Raw genomic sequence first — 16,493 nt, 5'->3', positions numbered from 1 at the left:
GTTTATTCATATAACAATTGGATAGACCGACCCGACGCGAAGCAAACTAGTTATACTTAGCATGAATCGGTTATTTGAGCGTTAGCGAAGTAAACGACAAGATACTTGCCGAGGGTTGTGCCGGGCTGATGATACTTATAACTTATGAACAAGCTTCAAAAAAATTCTGAAGATCCGATACCAGCTAACTTCGGAATAGATATAGGCGATTGTTCGCCTCCTCCGATGTTTCACGTGAAACAGCATCGGCAGCGGATACCCACAAAAGTTTATTTTCCTCTCAAGAAAACCTAAAGAGCGGCATTTTGTGGCTTCTGAGTGAAATTTTATTGCCATCAGTCAAAAATTGACCCATCAGAATCGATTCTCCCGCACTTTCTCACATAAAACAGATCCAAGGCCATTCAAGACCTTAAAGCTCTGAGAATCAATTCTAGGGCCTTTTCAGGTCATCCATGTTTGAAAACCAAACAAGAAGAGCACCTATATACTCAGGCGACATCACAACATACAAAAAGCGGTTACTGCCTCCCAAAGAGACAGCAACCACTTATCTTCTAACACGGAGCCTTATCAACTAGATCTTACTGCCCGATATTCTGATCCAAAACCGAAATAATTCTGTTTAAATCCTCTACCGAAGCGAACTCAATGGTCATTTTGCCCTTGCGTGCACCCAGCTGAATCTTCACATTGGTATCTAACTTGTCTGCGAATGCATCTGCGATATAGTCCAATCGCTCATGGTGTTTCTGGGGCTGCGGCGTCTTTCGTTCCTTAGGAGTAGATTCAGAGGAGCTCTGCACAATCTCCTCCACTGCTCGAACAGAAAGACCCTCATTAACAATCTTTTGAGCGACCTTTTCAATTTCAGCTTGGCTTCGCAACCCAAGCAAAGCACGAGCATGACCAGAGGACAGTATGCCTGCTGCAACTCGTCGTTGAACCAAGGCGGGAAGCTTGAGTAGGCGCAGGGTATTAGAAATCTGTGGACGTGATCGTCCAATCCGTTGCGCCAGCTGGTCTTGGGTAGTGTTAAACTCTTCCAATAGTTGCTGGTAAGCAGCAGCTTCTTCAATCGGATTAAGCTGGCTGCGGTGCAGGTTCTCCAGCAAAGCATCGCGTAAGAGATCCACGTCTTGGGTATCGCGAATAATTGCTGGAATCTTTTCTAGACCAGCTCTTTGAGTCGCACGCCATCGACGCTCGCCCATCACCAATTCATATTTTTCTGCCCCATCCTCACGGCTGGGACGGATAACAATCGGTTGTAGAACCCCAATTTCCTTGATGGAGTGGACGAGTTCCTCCATATCCTGCTCATTGAATTCTGAACGGGGTTGCTTCCGGTTAGGGTGAATATCTTTAACAGAGACTTCAGCGAATTCTACGCCAGGCACCGGTACCAATTTTTCGCCTGCTGTTGGAGCATCTTCACCAAAGAAGAAGTCAACTGGACGGCGCGATGGAGTAGTGCTCCTCAACGCCGCACCCATATCTTTGCGCTGATTCTTCTTAGCGGAACGGGTAGAAGATGTAGGTGTTTCACGTGAAACATTCTGTTGTGAATCAACTTTTTTGGTGTTTTTTTGAGGAGCCTCAATATTTAGAGCCGTCTGTTCATTCTCAGCAGGAGCACTTTTCTTTCCAGACTTCTGTTGTGCCGCAGAGCTCTTGGCAGGCTCTTTAGCAGGAGTCTTTTCAGCATTCTCGCGAGAATTTTTTTGCACGGTAAGATTTTGCTTCTTCTGACGAGTCTCCCCCTCTGTTTGAGCAGATGCGGCGGTTTTAGTAGCTTCTGGAGTGCTCTCAGAGGCCGTTATATCTTCTTTTGCCGCACTAGGAATCAACGCCCCTAATCCACGACCTAGTCCACGACGTTTCTCTGCCACAGAGTCCTCCAAAAATAAGCTTGTTATCTACCTACTAAGTTTAGGTGAGATGAGTCTGAAGCAACACACCGAGTCGCTATTTGAGCGATGTTTCACGTGAAACATCTCTATTCTTTACTTAAAAACAAAGACGACGCGCGGCTGAGTTGCCGCACGTCGTCTTTTCATTCAAGGGTTATACTGCGCGCTCCCCTATTTCAATTGCTGCTTCGAGGTATGCTCGGGCACCAGTCGATGTGGGATCGTAGCTTATAACTGTCTGCTGATAGCTCGGTGCTTCTGAGATTCGTACCGAGCGAGGGATAAGGGTTTTAAGAACCTCTTGGGGAAAGTGCTCTCGAACTTCATCAGCAACCTGAGAGGCAAGATTGGTCCGACCGTCATACATGGTCAGCAGAATGGTACTGATGTGGAGCTCAGAATTGAGGTGCTTCTGAATCATTTGGATATTTTTGAGGAGCTGGCTTAGACCTTCCAACGCATAGTATTCGCACTGAATGGGGATGAGAACCTCTTGTGCAGCAACAAAGGCGTTGATAGTGAGCAAACCCAGACTTGGTGGACAATCGATGAAAACGTAATCAAGCCGTGGCAAACCATCCTTCTCACGTTGTTCTGCGTAATCAGCCAAGGCTCCTTTTAGGCGTGTTTCACGTGCAACCATGGAGACAAGCTCGATTTCGGCACCCGCCAGGTCGATGTTCGCTGGCGCAACCCATAACTGAGGGACGTCGGGGCACTCTTTTACAATGTCTGCTAGGGGGACATCATCAATCAGCACATCATAGGTACTTTTGATGTCGGTGCCGTGTTCGATATTCAAGGCAGTTGAGGCATTGCCCTGAGGGTCATTGTCGATCACCAGGACATTCATGCCTTTAGTGGCAAGAGCTGCAGCTAGGTTGACGGCTGTACTTGTTTTTCCTACGCCGCCCTTTTGATTGGAGATGGTAAAAACTCGAGTGTTTTGCGGGTGCTTGAGGTTTACTTGTTCCAGCTTCTCAAACTGCTTTTTTTCGCTCATGATTTCTTTCGCCAAGGGGGTGTCGAGGGTTTTTTCTTGAACTTCACGTTCGAGTTTTTTCCGTGTTTCACGTGAAACATTCCTGCCGCGATCCGGTTTGGTTTCAGTCGTAGAGTCTGCAGGCTCAGGAGGCATACCAAAGTCAGGAATATTAAGTTGTGGTTGATTCAATTGCTTCTCCCCAGAAACTTATTCTCTCTTTAAAATTAAGAGTACCCGGTGAGTTGTCTGCGAGAAAATAAATAATTTTATCAATTTTTTGAGGTAGTTTTATGAGTTTAGAAGTAAATATCTTGATTCTTCTTCACCTCTTTCCATCGATGTAACTAGGTATTTCACGTAGCTTTATTACGCATCAAGAAGCACCCCCTATATGCTCCCCCTTCCGCATCTCTAATAAATACGGAGAGAATGTTTCACGTGAAACAATGCAACAAATAGAATCGCTGAACGAGATCCTCGGCGATGTTTCACGTGAAACACCTTAAACTTTCAGTTCGTGGCGAGATAAAATCTAAACACATCACGAGAAGGGGCATGATGAACACGGAGAACAAAACATCGGCACTCAACATCATTCTGATGGGCATCGGCGTCATAGGGTTGATAGCTGGTTTTATTATGATGCTCACTTCAGGAGTTTTTGAAACCCTAACGACAGAAGGAATCTCACATACCACCTCAGGATTATTCCCTCTAGCTCTCGGAGTCATCTTTCTCAACATTCTCTGCACGGCAGTCGGTGTTGGCATCACCATGAAGAAGCAACTTGCGCGTCGCGTCTATGAATCGGAACCAACCCCCGAGCAAAAATAATACTTCTGATCCACTCACTGTTGGATTCATTAAATGAGTGAAGGTTCCGCTGAAATCAGCGGAACCTTCACTACATCACACACACATTTCGAGGTAAGGAACCCTCGTGAGTAAGATTCACATCTTTCCCTATCACACGCTTAGATTGCTTCAGAGATTTTCTCCTCTCGAACCATCTATTAACAGTTAACCGTACCGACCTTTAGGGATTATTTATATTCCCTGGATGTTTGCTAGGAGTCATTACTTTCGTTTACTACCCACTTTTTAACCGCCATAGCCGCTCGTCGGGCGGCATGACGCGCGCCAACAGTGGACGCCGATGGGCCGTAGCCCACCAGTTGTACGCGAGGGTCTGCCACCGCCGTCGTCGCACCTTGAACGTCACCGGTCACGCGCTGCAACGCAATACCACCTTCAACAGAGCGCAGATGTAACGACGCAAGATGCGAAATAGCGGGTCGGAATCCCGTGGCCCAGAGGATAACGTTCGCTTTCTCAAAATCCCCATTGCCCCAGCGAATGCCGTCCGGTTCAATACGTGCAAACATGGGTAGGCGTTTCTCATAGACTTCCATTTTTCGCGCATACTGCTCCTGAGGACGTAAAAACAACCCAGTAGAGCTGACAACGCTAGTCGGAGCTGCCCCCGACACCGCTCGTTCTTCCACCCACTCCACGGCTTTCAAGCCATCGATACTGCCGGAAACCCATTGGGGCGGACGGCGAGTAACCCACAACAGCTCGGAACGATACGCAAGTTCCCCCAAGAATTGCACGGCAGAAGCACCACCGCCGACCACTAGCACGCGCTTGCCAGCAAGGTACTCCGGACCAGGGTAAGTCGAGGCATGAAACTGTTCACCGGAAAAAGTTTCAAGCTCCCGGATATCGAGGAATAAACGGACAGTCCCAGGTGCCGGTGGCATTCACCAGCGTTTGAGTCAGCACGTCGCCCTCAGAAGTGTGCACCAATAAATTTTTCTCAGCACTCTCTACCGAAAGAACTCGAACCGGACGAAATACCGGTAGCTGATGGCTCTCCTCATATTCGGCAAAATAGGCAGGAATAATTTGATTTGATCGCTCGGATGAAACCGCTGGAGCTTGAGAGCCGGGAAGGTCAGCAACTCCGTGCACATCGTCCATTGTGAGAGAATCCCAACGATGCTGCCAGGCACCGCCAGCGCCCTCATTAGAATCAAAAACCGCAAAGTCTTTACCCCGCCGTTTGAGCTCATAGGCGGCTGATAAACCGGCTTGCCCGGCACCGATCACTACAGATTCAAGAACGACGCCTGAGGCAGTCCGATGCGTAGCAAACCACTCCCCCCACTGATAACCGTGGCGATTCACTCATGAGATTCTCTTTCTACCCTGTATGTCCCACACCGATAACACCAGTCAACGAAAATTTATGCCCGCTGAAATTTACCCACAAAAAAATGCGGCATGTTTTCCATGTCTCAAACACGAAAAACATGCCGCACCTCGGCGTCCTCAAAATATGTTTAGAGGATAACCTGAACAACGGTAGTGGGCTCTTCCAACAGAGTTTCCCCGGCGGTCAAGATATCTACTTCGCGAGCGCCATATTTGTTGAGCTTCTTACGAGCCTTGGTAATCTCTTCGGCAGCGGAGCGGCCTTTGAGAGCCAGTAATTCACCTTGCCCACGCAGGATGGGCAAAGTGATGTCCAAAAGCCCTACAAGGGCAGAGACAGCGCGTGCAGTCACATAGTCGGCGTCGACCATGCCTACAGCTTGCTCAGCTCGCGAACGCAAAATATCAACGTTTTCCAGTCCGAGATCTTCAATGACTTCGTCGAGCCAGATGACGCGACGTTCGAGAGGCTCTATGAGCGTCAGAGAGAGGTCAGGACGAGCTATAGCAAGGCAGAGCCCGGGAAGACCCGCCCCGGAGCCTACGTCGGCTACTGAGGCGTTCTCAACGATGAATTCCTCAACCACAGCGCAGTTGAGTACATGGCGGCCCCACAGGCGAGGTACCTCGCGAGGCCCGATGAGGCCGCGTTCGATTCCACTGGTGGCGAGGTGTTCCACATAGCGCTTTGCTAGAGGTAGCCGGTCACCGAAGATTTTTTCGGCAGCTTCAAGCTCTGTGCCTTGAAGAACGGGTAGTTCTGTTTCAGACATGGGGTTAGTCCTCCGGCTGCGAAATCACAATGTGACGACCTGAGCCTTCACCTTCGGATTCACTGAATAGACCGTTTTCTGCCACCAGGTCGTGAACCAGTTTGCGTTCGTAAGCACCCAGAGGTTCCAGATGAAAATCTTCACCGGTTTCTTTGACCTGAGCGATGGCTTTCTCTGCCATCTCAGCCAATCGTTTGATGCGGTTGGCACGGTGATCGGCAATGTCCAAGATAAGGCGGGAGCGATTACCTGTAGCTGCTAGGACGGAGAGACGAACAAGTTCCTGGAGTGAATCCAGTACTTCACCGTTTCGTCCTACCAGTGCTTCGAGGTCATCGTTTTCACCGTCTTCGGTGATGACCGAGAGGTAGGTGCGGTTGTTACGAATTTCGATGTCGATATCGCCATCGATGTCGGCGATGTCGAGTAGCTCTTCGAGGTAGTCAGCAGCGATGTCGCCTTCTTCTTCGAGAGCAGTGAGGTCTTCTTCATTCTCAAAGGTTTCGGGTGTTTCAGACACGAGAAATATCTCCTGTGGGTTCAGTGAGTGGTTCTGTTATTTTTTCTGTTGCTTTTGACGCTTTTTACCAATGGGCTGCTGGCGCTGGCCGCGGGTAGCGCGTTCGCGAGCTTCAGCTAATTCGCGTTCGTGTTCTTCCTTGGTCTTACCTACAGGAGGCAAGCCCTTAGCAGCACGACGTTCGTTGAGCTCGCGCTCTGCCTGAGAACCGGGGGTGGGGTTGTTGCGGATAACCCACCACTGCTGACCCACGGACCAGAAGTTAGAGATAGTCCAGTACACCAGCACACCGATGGGGAAGTTAATACCCGAGATAAGGAAGATGAGGGGGAATACGTACAGCATGATTTGCTGCTGGCGGTACATGGGTGATTCTTTAGCTGCATCCGACATGTTCTTTGCGCCCAGCTGCTTCTGGGAGTAGAACATGGAGAGGGTCATCAGAATAACCAAGATAGCTGCAACAGCAATGGTCATCGCGTGGTTGCCGTCGCCGGGCTTCATCATGGTGGAGAACAGCGGCACCTGGTTGAAGATGAATGCATCGTGGAATTGCTTGACCATCTGAGGGGTCAGAACGAGGATGCCTTCGTTATTTGCGGCTGCGGTAGGAACACCGTTGAGCACACGGAATAGACCGAAGAAGATGGGCATCTGCACCAAAATAGGTAGGCAGGACGCCAAGGGATTTGAACCGGTCTTACGGTAGAGCTCCATCTGCTCCTGCGCCATAGCCTGGCGGGAGAGCTGATCGGTTTTACCCTTGTACTTTTTCTGCAGTTTCGCCAGCTCAGGCTGCAGTTCCTGCATGCCGCGCATCGACTTAATCTGCTTGAGAAAGAGCGGAATGGTGAGGGTACGCATGACCAAGGTCAAACCAATAGTGGCAAGTACCCAGGTAAGACCAGAGGCGGGATCCATGCCGATGGCGGTGAAAATAGTGTGGAATACCCAAAGAACCGCTGAAACGATCCATTGAAAGGGCCAGAGGATGACGTCGAGCATCTATTTCTCCTCGGCTCATACGAGCCTGTTAGGTGGGATGTATCCGCGTTTTTATCGAGAAATTCGCGGATGATTCAAAAGAATAATTTTAGGTTCTGCACCGGGTTCAAATAGTCGGGTTCCCGGCGGGACGTCGTCCACTCCCCCGGTTGCCCAGGGGTGGCATCTCAGCAGCCGACGCACGGTCAGCGAGATACCTTTCAGAGTTCCATGAACCGTAACTGCTTCAAGCCCATAGGCAGAGCAGGACGGGAAATACCGGCAGACATTCCCATAGAGGGGGGAAATGACGGCACGATAAGCCTTAAGAAATGCAATAAGTACATTTTGAGGGAAAGTCCATACCGCTTCACCCACGGTGGAGGGGCACACAAATTCGCTAGGGGCGCTCTCAAGCTGATAATCAGCAGTGTGGGAATGACGTGCGGGATGTGAGCCCATAAAATTATGACTCCTCTCGCGGGGTCGTGCGGGCAGCGTCTAGGCTTTCTGCTACTGCCATTTTGGTGTGCGATTGCTTTGCAAGTTTAGCAAGTATCGCCTCATATGCGGCAGCGTAATCAGCTGATAATTCGCTCCATGTCGATTGCGCTGCGGCAGGTAGCGCTCGCACCACTAAGGAATAACCGGTGGGGTTCTCTTGGATGGAGTGTGCTACCAGTTCGCGTAATCTGCGTTTGGTTTTATTGCGCACTACCGCGTTACCTACTGCTTTGGAGACGATAAACCCGGCAAGAGTGGGCTCTTGAGAATTTTTGACCGCATATAGAACTAAGTTCCGGCGTCCTGACCGGACACCGGAACGTGTAGTTTCTGAGAATTGGACTTTCGTCCGCATCCGGTGCTGTTGAGGCAGCACATGTACTCCTTTCGGATTCGATCGCTTATTTAGCTAACAACTGGGCGATCGAGGAGGGAAGGAGATTGCTTATGCCGAAAGTGATGCGCGACGCTTGGAACGGCGGTTCGAAAGGATCGCACGACCAGCGCGGGTGCGCATACGAAGACGGAAACCGTGCTTCTTAGCACGACGGCGGTTATTCGGCTGAAAAGTCCGCTTGCTCATTTTGTTACTCCAAAACGTTTGGTATGGGGCGCAACCCTTCACCAATGTTTAGAAACAGGTTGACGCTTTTCTTTAAAGTTTGAGCGCGCCTCACGGCGTTCATCACGCAGTTTTTACCCTGTTATTAAGAGGGTAGGGGCGCACACATACGACTAAAAAACTCTATGAGGTTTAAGGCGTGCGGTCAAGCTACGTATCACTAGGTCTTTAATCACAGACTGGGGATAGTCAATACCCACAGGTGTGGATTTTTCACTTTTTATGATTATTTCAACAAGTTATCCACACCCGAACTGTGAAGGTTTCCCACAATCTTTGAAATTACAATTTTCCCGAGGATTCAACGTTGTACTATTTTTATTCCACCACAACCGCACATCTTCTCCACCGTTAAATCACAAGTTTTCCACCCTGTGTATAACTCTTGTGGATAACTTGGTATGTTGGTGGGTGCGGTAGGTAAAATTTTCTGCTGCACCTCGTATTTTTAAGGAGAACCGTGGGCGAATCACTCAACGAAGAAATTTTGGTTCGATGGAACCATACGGTAAATCTTCTGCGCCCTAAGGTTGGTCCCCGGTGGGCTGCTTTCGTATCGTTGGCTCAGCCGCAAGCCCAAATGTCCAATGTTCTTCTCATCGCTGTGCCTAATGAATACACTCGCGAAGTTTTTCAGAACATCATTAATAAAGAGTTGAAAGAGGCTTTAGAAGCTTCTTTCGGAGCTGGCGTTTTTGAAGCAATCGTCATTGATACTTCTCTCGGGGAAGACGCCCCCTCTGAGTTACCCGCTTCGGCTGATTCTTCCGAGACTTTGGCAGTAGAGCCTGAGCGTGAAAGCTTCTTTTCAGCGGAAGACCGCCAGGAGCAGGCGCCTAGTTCGGCCCAAAAAACTGCTTACGACGTTCCCACCACGCCTCTTTCAGCGGACCCTGGTGAGGACGTGCGCCCGTCCCTGCATGATTTGGAAGCTGAACTTGGTCAGTCGAGTCCTACTTTTGCTCAAGATCCAGCAGTTCATACTGAAAATTTTGATCGCGTTCCTCAAGAAGATTCTCGTGTTTCTCCTTCTCAGAGCGAGGTTTCTGAGCAGGTGACTTGGGAATCTTCTGCCCGTCTCAACCCCAAGTATACTTTTGATACTTTTGTGATTGGTCAGTCTAACCGCTTTGCTCATGCGGCTGCTTTCGCGGTGTCTGAGACTCCTGCGAGCGCCTATAATCCGCTGTTTATCTACGGTGATTCAGGCTTGGGCAAGACCCACCTGCTACACGCTATTGGACATTATGCGAAGCATCTATACCCCAATTTGCGGGTGCGCTATGTGAACTCGGAAGAGTTCACCAACGATTTCATCAACTCTATTCGCGATGATGAAGGTTCTTCTTTTAAACAGATTTACCGCAATGTAGATATGTTGCTCATTGACGACATCCAATTCTTAGCTGGCAAAGAACACACGCAAGAAGAGTTCTTCCATACGTTCAATGCTCTTCATAATCACCAAAAGCAGGTGGTTATTACCTCCGATATGCCGCCCAAGTTGCTGACGGGATTCGCCGAGCGTATGAGGTCGCGCTTCGAGTGGGGCCTGATTACCGATGTGCAGCCTCCCGAGCTGGAAACTCGAATCGCGATTTTGCGGAAGAAAGCGCAGAACGAGAACCTGGATGTTCCCGATAATGTCATGGAATATATTGCCTCTAATATCACGAGCAATATTCGTGAGTTGGAGGGCGCGCTTATCCGCGTTACGGCTTTTGCTTCGTTGAATAAGCAGAAGGTTGATCGTCCGTTGGCTGAGTTGGTGCTGAAGGATTTGATTACCGATGACGGCGCGCAGGAAATTACTGCGACTCAGGTTTTGACCGCGACGGCGTCTTACTTTGACGTCTCAATTGAGGATCTTCAGTCGAAATCTCGTAATCGTACCCTCGTTACTGCACGGCAGATTGCAATGTATTTGTTGCGTGAGCTCACCGATATGTCTTTGCCGAAGATTGGGCAGGAATTTGGCGGTCGTGATCATACGACGGTGATGCATGCGGACCGTAAGATTCGTGAATTGATGGCGGAGCGTCATCAGATTTTCAATCAGGTAACCGAACTGACGAACAAGATTAAACAGGAACAGCGCACACAGAAGTAGTTGGTTGCTTCACATTTTTCTTCAAAACAGGTAATTTCGACCTCAAAAAGGGCTGTGGATAACTTGTGTGCCTGCGGTTTTTTAATGTGGATGTTAAGTGCATAGTTATTCAGAAAGTGTGGAGAGCTCGATTTGTATAAATATTCATCCACTTAAGGCTCACAGGATTGTTGTGATTTATCCACATCCTATCAACAGGGAAAATCCGTGATTTTTAGCGGTCTCAGACGCTTTTCCACAGAATCCACATGCGTTATTAACACTACGATACTTAAAGAAAAAAGAAACCAAATAACAAATTCCTTGCCCCTCCCCACCCTGATTTGCGCCAGGCTCTGTAATTACAAAATTTCTAGTTTTCTTAAAGCACTAGTTGCCTCTTCTTGTAATTACAGATAGTTAAAGTCGAGGGCGACTTTTAGGGTCGGAGAACTTTGTGAAATTACAAGGATTCGTAGAACCGCCCTACCTCTTCCGGTAGACTTGCACTCTGAGTTATGCCCAAAGTAGGGCCACTATTTTTCTTTTAGGAGTCCCGGTGAAATTCACTATCGATCGCGACGCACTCACTGACGCAGTTGGTTGGACTGCACGATCACTTTCACCCAGACCTCCAGTGCCTGTTCTTTCCGGCCTTCTCATTAAGGCAGAGAACGGCGAAGTTACTATCGCTAGCTTTGACTACGAAACTTCAGCAAAGTTGCACATCCCTGCAGATATTGATGAAGAAGGAACCACCTTGGTTTCAGGTCGTCTGCTTTCAGAGATTTGCCGCTCCCTACCCAAAGCAGACGTCACCGTTGAAACCAACGAGTCAAAGCTGCATCTCTCCTGCGGTTCAGCGCAGTTCAACCTCGCTACTATGCCGGTTTCGGATTATCCTGAGCTCCCTGGATTGCCGCAGGTCTCAGGAACCGTGGAAGGCTCAGAATTTGCCCGGGCAGTATCTCAGGTCGCAGTAGCGGCATCTAAAGATGACACCCTGCCCATCTTGACTGGCGTTCGAATGGAAATTGAAGGAGACACCATTACCCTTCTTGCCACTGACCGCTACCGCCTCGCTATGCGAGAGCTCACCTGGAATCCTGCAGATGCAGAGATTTCAACCGCAGCACTCATCAAAGCTAAAACCATCACCGAAGTTGCTAAAACTCTAGGCGGCTCGGGAGAACTAGATATTGCGCTTTCAGATACTCACGAACTCGTAGGCTTCGAATCTGCAAATCGACGCACTACTAGCTTGCTGGTAGACGGCGAGTACCCCAAGATTCGCGCATTGTTCCCCGATACCACCCCTATTCACGCCGTCGTTCGAACCTCTGATCTTCTAGAGGCAGTTCGCCGCGTCTCTTTGGTAGCAGAACGCAATACACCTGTCCGTTTGGCATTCACGCAAGGGCAGGTAACGTTGGACGCCGGGACTGGCGAAGACGCTCAAGCATCCGAGACTCTTTCGGCGCAACTTGAAGGCGACGACATCACCGTAGCGTTCAACCCCACTTACCTTTCCGAAGGATTGAACACCTTCGGTACTGACTTTGTGCGATTCTCCTTCACTACCCCGCCCAAGCCTGCGGTTATCTCCGGTCAAAAAGATCCTCTTGAAGAAGATCTCAAGGAATACCGCTACCTGCTGATGCCGGTACGCCTTCCCAACCAGTAATAATTTCGAAAGGTCTGCGTGTATATCGATCACATCTCGTTGATGGATTTTCGCACGTACCCTCTGCTGAATCTGCCGCTTAACCCGGGCGTAACTATCTTCTTAGGTTCAAATGGTGTGGGAAAAACCAACATCGTTGAAGCTATTGATTACACGGCTAATCTTGGGTCTCACCGGGTAAGCAATGATTCTCCGTTGGTGCGTGTGGGGGCACCACGTGCCTTTATCCGTACCCGAGTGGTTCGTGCCTCACAGCAGACTATTACCGAATTTGAGATAGCCCCCGGTAAGAGTAATCGGGTGCGCATCAATCGAGCATCTCCCGTGCGTGCACGGGAAGCGTTAGGCATTGTTTCAACCGTTTTGTTCTCCCCCGAGGACTTGCAACTTATCAAAGGTGAACCTGCCTACCGTCGTCGTTTTTTGGATGATTTAGCGGTTTCTTTACGTCCGTCGGTAGCCGCATATCGTAGTGATTATGAGCGCATATTGCGTCAGCGGAATACATTGTTGAAGTCAATGCGCCGGGGAAAAACCGACGAATCCGCGCTGAACACATTGCGTATCTGGAATGAGCAGCTCGCTACTACGGGCGCTCATCTTCTGCAGGCCCGCTTACGGGTATTAGCGGTGGTTCTCCCCCAAATTCAGCGTGCCTACAACGAACTGACCGATGGATCTAAGAACGTGACCGTCAGCTATGAATCCACAATATTTCCCGTGATTTCTTCCACTACGTTGCAGCAAGCAGCACTGATGAGCGTCAACGATTTACAGGAGACTCTCTTACGGGGATTTGCAGAAAAACAATCTGAAGAATTAGACCGTGGCGTGACCCTCGTGGGGCCTCACCGCGATGAAATAGTACTCGAACTCGGTGGCATCCAAGCTCGCGGATTTGCCTCCCACGGTGAGACCTGGTCCCTTGCACTGGCACTGCGGCTAGGGTCCTGGTACGTCCACAGAGCAGATGATGACTCCCCCGGCGCCTCCCCCATCCTGATTTTGGACGACGTCTTTGCAGAACTAGATTCCGCGCGTCGGCATCGTTTAGGAGCAATCGTTGCCGGAGCTGAGCAGGTTCTAGTCACCTGTGCAGTTGCCACGGACATCCCAGAAGAGCTGGGTGAAAACCCCACCATTGTGCATGTGAGCCCAGGAATTGCACGTGTGGAACAGGAGGCATAAAAATGCCCGTTGATCCCCACCGATTTGATGACGAAATTGATGCCCCCGCAGCGCTTCTGAGTCGTCTCCGCGTTGCCGCAGCCGACCGCGGAGAAGGACGCCTGACCGGGCATGCCGCTCAAAAAATTCTCAAAAATTTCGGTGCCACTATGTCTGCAGAGCCCGGAGAGAAAAAACCTCGGCAGTTTCGAAATAACAGCTTTGACCCGCGCACTCTCGGCGGATACACAGGCCCAGGAAAATCGGTGCGCGACCCTAAGGAATTGACCTCCATCATGGAGACGATGATTAGCGCTCGCGGGTGGAAAGAACCTGTAGCGGTTTCCTCGGTACTTTCGCGGTGGGACGACCTGATGGGATCTTACTTCGCAGATCATGTGAAACCAGAAGGGTTTCAGGACGGCGTGGTAACCGTGCGTTGCTCGACAACCGCCTGGGCAACGCAGGTGAAATTGATGCGCGGGGAAATTTTGCAGACCTTGAGCCGGGAGCTGGGCGACGGCGTAGTACAAAAAATTGTGGTTCACGGTCCGCACACACCGAGTTGGAAAAAAGGAAAATTTGTGGCGCCTTATGGTCGTGGACCGCGTGATACCTACGGATAAGTCAATGAAGGCTCGACGGCGTTGGTTCAAAAAGATGAAACGGCTATTTTTCTTTCTCCGCTCATAGATAGAGGAAAAGGGTTTACCTACATGCACACACCTTCAAGCGCTAAAAATGCCCTCAAAAGCCTTCTCAATGCGGTTAACCCCTCGAATAACTGCTTTGAGAGGGCTTAACTGCACCCCGTGAGGGGTGTTTTCCGGTAGAATTAGGGGTGAATGAAATGCGCTTTCCCCTGGTCAAAATGCGCACGTCAAGTTTTCTTGTGAACAAGGATTTTCTTGTTTCGAAGATAATGCAGGCCAAATATGCCTGCCCATAGCGTGTTGCCCAGCGTGGATGAGCGTGAGATCTTATGCAAGGAGCCTAAACAAGTGGCAACTGAAGAAACACCTCACGAATACGGCGCCGCCGATATTACGGTTCTCGAGGGTCTGGAAGCTGTTCGTAAGCGTCCAGGTATGTACATTGGTTCTACCAATGAACGCGGCCTTCACCACCTCGTCTATGAGGTAGTTGATAACTCTGTTGATGAGGCGCTAGCTGGCTACGCAGATCATATTGAGGTCACTATCCTCGAAGACGGCGCAGTTCGAGTCAGCGATAACGGCCGTGGTATTCCCGTGGATGAGCACCCCACCGAACACAAACCCACCGTTGAAGTTGTTATGACTATCTTGCACGCGGGCGGTAAATTCGGCGGCGGGGGTTATGCGGTCTCTGGTGGTCTGCACGGCGTGGGTATCTCCGTAGTAAACGCGCTTTCAACTCGCGTAGAAACTCAGGTACGCCGTCAGGGCTTCGAATGGAACATCACTTTTGCTAACGGTGGACACACTCTCAAGCCCCTATCCCAGGGCAATGCCACCGAAGAAACCGGAACCACTCAAACTTTCTGGCCAGATGCAGACATCTTTGAAACCATTGACTTTGACTTTGAAACCCTGCGTGCACGTTTCCAGCAGATGGCGTTTCTGAACAAAGGCTTGACGATTTCTTTGACTGATCGTCGCGATCAGCACGAAGGCGACGAAGTTGCTGGAGACGAAAACGAGAACAAGGTTCTAGAACTCAATACGGTCGGTGCAGATCCAGAGGGCTTCAAAACCGTTACCTACATGTATGAGCATGGTTTGCTCGACTACGTTCACTTCATCAACAGCTCCAAAAAGCTGGATGTTATCAACGAAGAAATTATTGCGTTCGAAGAAGAAGACACCGATCGCATGATGAGCTTGGAAGTAGCCCTGCAGTGGACTACCGCCTACAAAGAATCCGTGCACACCTACGCCAATACCATCAACACCCATGAAGGTGGTACGCACGAAGAAGGCTTCCGCACCGCGTTGACTTCGCTGGTTAACCGGTATGCTCGTGAAAATAAGTTGCTACGCGATAAGGACGATAACCTCACCGGTGAAGACGTCCGTGAAGGTCTCACCGCCGTTATCTCGGTCAAGCTTTCTGAACCTCAGTTTGAAGGTCAGACCAAGACCAAGCTGGGTAACTCAGAAGCTAAAGCATTTGTTCAGCGCATTATGAGCGATCATATGGCGGACTGGTTCGGGCGTAATCCTCAAGTTGCTAAAGAAATTGTCCGCCGCGCTATTACCGCTGCGTCGGCTCGTCTGGCAGCTCGTAAGGCTCGCGAGACCACTCGCCGTAAGGGATTGCTAGAAACCGGCTCAATGCCGGGCAAGCTCAAAGACTGCTCCTCTAAAGATCCTTCAATCTCTGAAATCTATATGGTGGAGGGTGACTCCGCAGGTGGTTCTGCGGTTCAGGGGCGCGATCCCAATACGCAAGCAATTCTTCCGCTGCGCGGCAAGATTCTGAACGTAGAGCGTGCTCGCCTTGACCGTGCGCTATCTAACCAAGAAATTCAGTCAATGATTACGGCGTTTGGTTCGGGTATCGGAGACGATTTCGATATCGAAAAAGCACGGTACCACAAGGTCGTACTGATGGCGGATGCGGATGTCGACGGTCAGCACATCACCACGCTCTTGCTCACCTTGCTCTTCCGCTTTATGCGTCCGCTGATTGAAGCTGGCTATGTCTATCTGGCTCAGCCACCGTTGTATCGCATCAAGTGGTCCAATGCTCCACACGATTATGTGTTCTCCGATGCAGAGCGTGATGAGGCTTTGGCTCGTGGTCAGGCTAACGGCTGGCGTATTCCTAAAGACAACGGTATTCAGCGCTACAAAGGGTTGGGCGAGATGGATTACACCGAGCTGTGGGATACCACCATGAACCCCGAAACGCGCACGCTGTTGCAGGTGACCATGGATGACGCTGCGGCTGCAGACCAGGTCTTCTCTGTGCTGATGGGTGAGGACGTCGAGTCTCGCCGCGCTTTTATCCAGCAGAACGCCAAAGATACTCGATTCCTTGATATTTAGGGC

General features: G+C 50.1%; 16 protein-coding genes. 6 read left to right on the top strand and 10 right to left on the bottom strand.

Translation table 11 applies throughout. From position 1 onward, the window contains the following. Nucleotides 1-584 precede the first annotated feature (584 nt). Together A7E48_RS04180 and A7E48_RS04175 are read right to left on the bottom strand one after the other, a co-directional pair. Complete coding sequence (locus A7E48_RS04180) at nucleotides 585-1,892, bottom strand: ParB/RepB/Spo0J family partition protein (protein WP_068169909.1); 1,308 nt, start codon at nucleotides 1,890-1,892, stop codon at nucleotides 585-587. Between the two features lie 175 nt (nucleotides 1,893-2,067). After that, entirely contained in the window at nucleotides 2,068-2,916 is an 849-nt protein-coding gene (locus tag A7E48_RS04175) for a ParA family protein (protein ID WP_068169922.1), read from the bottom strand. Between the two features lie 537 nt (nucleotides 2,917-3,453). Here A7E48_RS04175 and A7E48_RS04170 point away from each other — a divergent pair. Beyond that, the gene (locus A7E48_RS04170; protein ID WP_068169907.1) at nucleotides 3,454-3,732 is read left to right on the top strand and encodes a hypothetical protein; all 279 of its coding nucleotides are present in this window, start codon (nucleotides 3,454-3,456) and stop codon (nucleotides 3,730-3,732) included. Between the two features lie 233 nt (nucleotides 3,733-3,965). Here the strand turns inward: A7E48_RS04170 and A7E48_RS11340 are convergent, their stop codons facing one another. From A7E48_RS11340 to rpmH, 8 genes are all read right to left on the bottom strand, one after another. Continuing rightward, nucleotides 3,966-4,661 carry a hypothetical protein gene (locus tag A7E48_RS11340; protein WP_233125973.1) on the bottom strand — a complete coding sequence of 232 codons (696 nt, stop codon included), beginning with the start codon at nucleotides 4,659-4,661 and terminating at the stop codon, nucleotides 3,966-3,968. Then, nucleotides 4,609-5,088 (bottom strand): FAD-dependent oxidoreductase, encoded by a 480-nt coding sequence (locus A7E48_RS11335; protein WP_233125971.1) that lies wholly within the window; start codon nucleotides 5,086-5,088, stop codon nucleotides 4,609-4,611. The genes A7E48_RS11340 and A7E48_RS11335 overlap by 53 nt, the downstream gene beginning before the upstream one ends. Nucleotides 5,089-5,243: 155 nt before the next feature. Further along, nucleotides 5,244-5,888, bottom strand: coding sequence for a 16S rRNA (guanine(527)-N(7))-methyltransferase RsmG (gene rsmG, locus A7E48_RS04160; protein WP_068169904.1), 645 nt, complete (start codon nucleotides 5,886-5,888; stop codon nucleotides 5,244-5,246). 4 nt (nucleotides 5,889-5,892) lie between these two features. Continuing rightward, nucleotides 5,893-6,408 carry a R3H domain-containing nucleic acid-binding protein gene (locus tag A7E48_RS04155; protein ID WP_318275148.1) on the bottom strand — a complete coding sequence of 172 codons (516 nt, stop codon included), beginning with the start codon at nucleotides 6,406-6,408 and terminating at the stop codon, nucleotides 5,893-5,895. A 36-nt stretch (nucleotides 6,409-6,444) separates the two neighbouring features. Beyond that, on the bottom strand, nucleotides 6,445-7,413 hold the full coding sequence (gene yidC, locus A7E48_RS04150; protein WP_068169900.1) for a membrane protein insertase YidC: 969 nt from the start codon (nucleotides 7,411-7,413) through the stop codon (nucleotides 6,445-6,447). A gap of 51 nt (nucleotides 7,414-7,464) precedes the next feature. Further along, a complete protein-coding gene (yidD, locus tag A7E48_RS04145) occupies nucleotides 7,465-7,854 on the bottom strand; it encodes a membrane protein insertion efficiency factor YidD (protein WP_083147180.1) in 390 nt (129 codons plus the stop codon). 4 nt (nucleotides 7,855-7,858) lie between these two features. Continuing rightward, nucleotides 7,859-8,272 (bottom strand): ribonuclease P protein component, encoded by a 414-nt coding sequence (rnpA, locus tag A7E48_RS04140; protein ID WP_068169898.1) that lies wholly within the window; start codon nucleotides 8,270-8,272, stop codon nucleotides 7,859-7,861. Between the two features lie 69 nt (nucleotides 8,273-8,341). Then, nucleotides 8,342-8,479, bottom strand: coding sequence for a 50S ribosomal protein L34 (gene rpmH / locus A7E48_RS10740; RefSeq protein ID WP_083147179.1), 138 nt, complete (start codon nucleotides 8,477-8,479; stop codon nucleotides 8,342-8,344). A 499-nt stretch (nucleotides 8,480-8,978) separates the two neighbouring features. On the opposite strand from rpmH, the gene dnaA reads away from it, so the two are divergent. The 5 genes from dnaA to gyrB all read left to right on the top strand — a co-directional run bounded on the left by dnaA (nucleotide 8,979) and on the right by gyrB (nucleotide 16,490). Next, complete coding sequence (dnaA, locus tag A7E48_RS04135) at nucleotides 8,979-10,628, top strand: chromosomal replication initiator protein DnaA (protein ID WP_068169896.1); 1,650 nt, start codon at nucleotides 8,979-8,981, stop codon at nucleotides 10,626-10,628. Between the two features lie 538 nt (nucleotides 10,629-11,166). After that, on the top strand, nucleotides 11,167-12,291 hold the full coding sequence (gene dnaN, locus A7E48_RS04130; RefSeq protein ID WP_068169893.1) for a DNA polymerase III subunit beta: 1,125 nt from the start codon (nucleotides 11,167-11,169) through the stop codon (nucleotides 12,289-12,291). Nucleotides 12,292-12,309: 18 nt separating this feature from the next. Further along, complete coding sequence (recF, locus tag A7E48_RS04125; protein ID WP_068169890.1) at nucleotides 12,310-13,479, top strand: DNA replication/repair protein RecF; 1,170 nt, start codon at nucleotides 12,310-12,312, stop codon at nucleotides 13,477-13,479. Between the two features lie 2 nt (nucleotides 13,480-13,481). Next, nucleotides 13,482-14,084, top strand: a complete 603-nt coding sequence (locus tag A7E48_RS04120) for a DUF721 domain-containing protein (protein ID WP_068169888.1) — start codon at nucleotides 13,482-13,484, stop codon at nucleotides 14,082-14,084. Nucleotides 14,085-14,459: 375 nt separating this feature from the next. Continuing rightward, nucleotides 14,460-16,490: a DNA topoisomerase (ATP-hydrolyzing) subunit B gene (gene gyrB / locus A7E48_RS04115; RefSeq protein WP_068169886.1), complete on the top strand. Its 2,031-nt coding sequence runs from the start codon at nucleotides 14,460-14,462 to the stop codon at nucleotides 16,488-16,490. Nucleotides 16,491-16,493 lie beyond the last annotated feature (3 nt).

The sequence above is a fragment of the Rothia sp. ND6WE1A genome (assembly GCF_001683935.1).
Classification (GTDB): Bacteria; Actinomycetota; Actinomycetes; order Actinomycetales; family Micrococcaceae; genus Rothia; species Rothia amarae.
The sequence above is the reverse complement of the archived record's forward strand: the minus strand, read 5'-3'. Positions and strand labels throughout refer to the sequence as shown.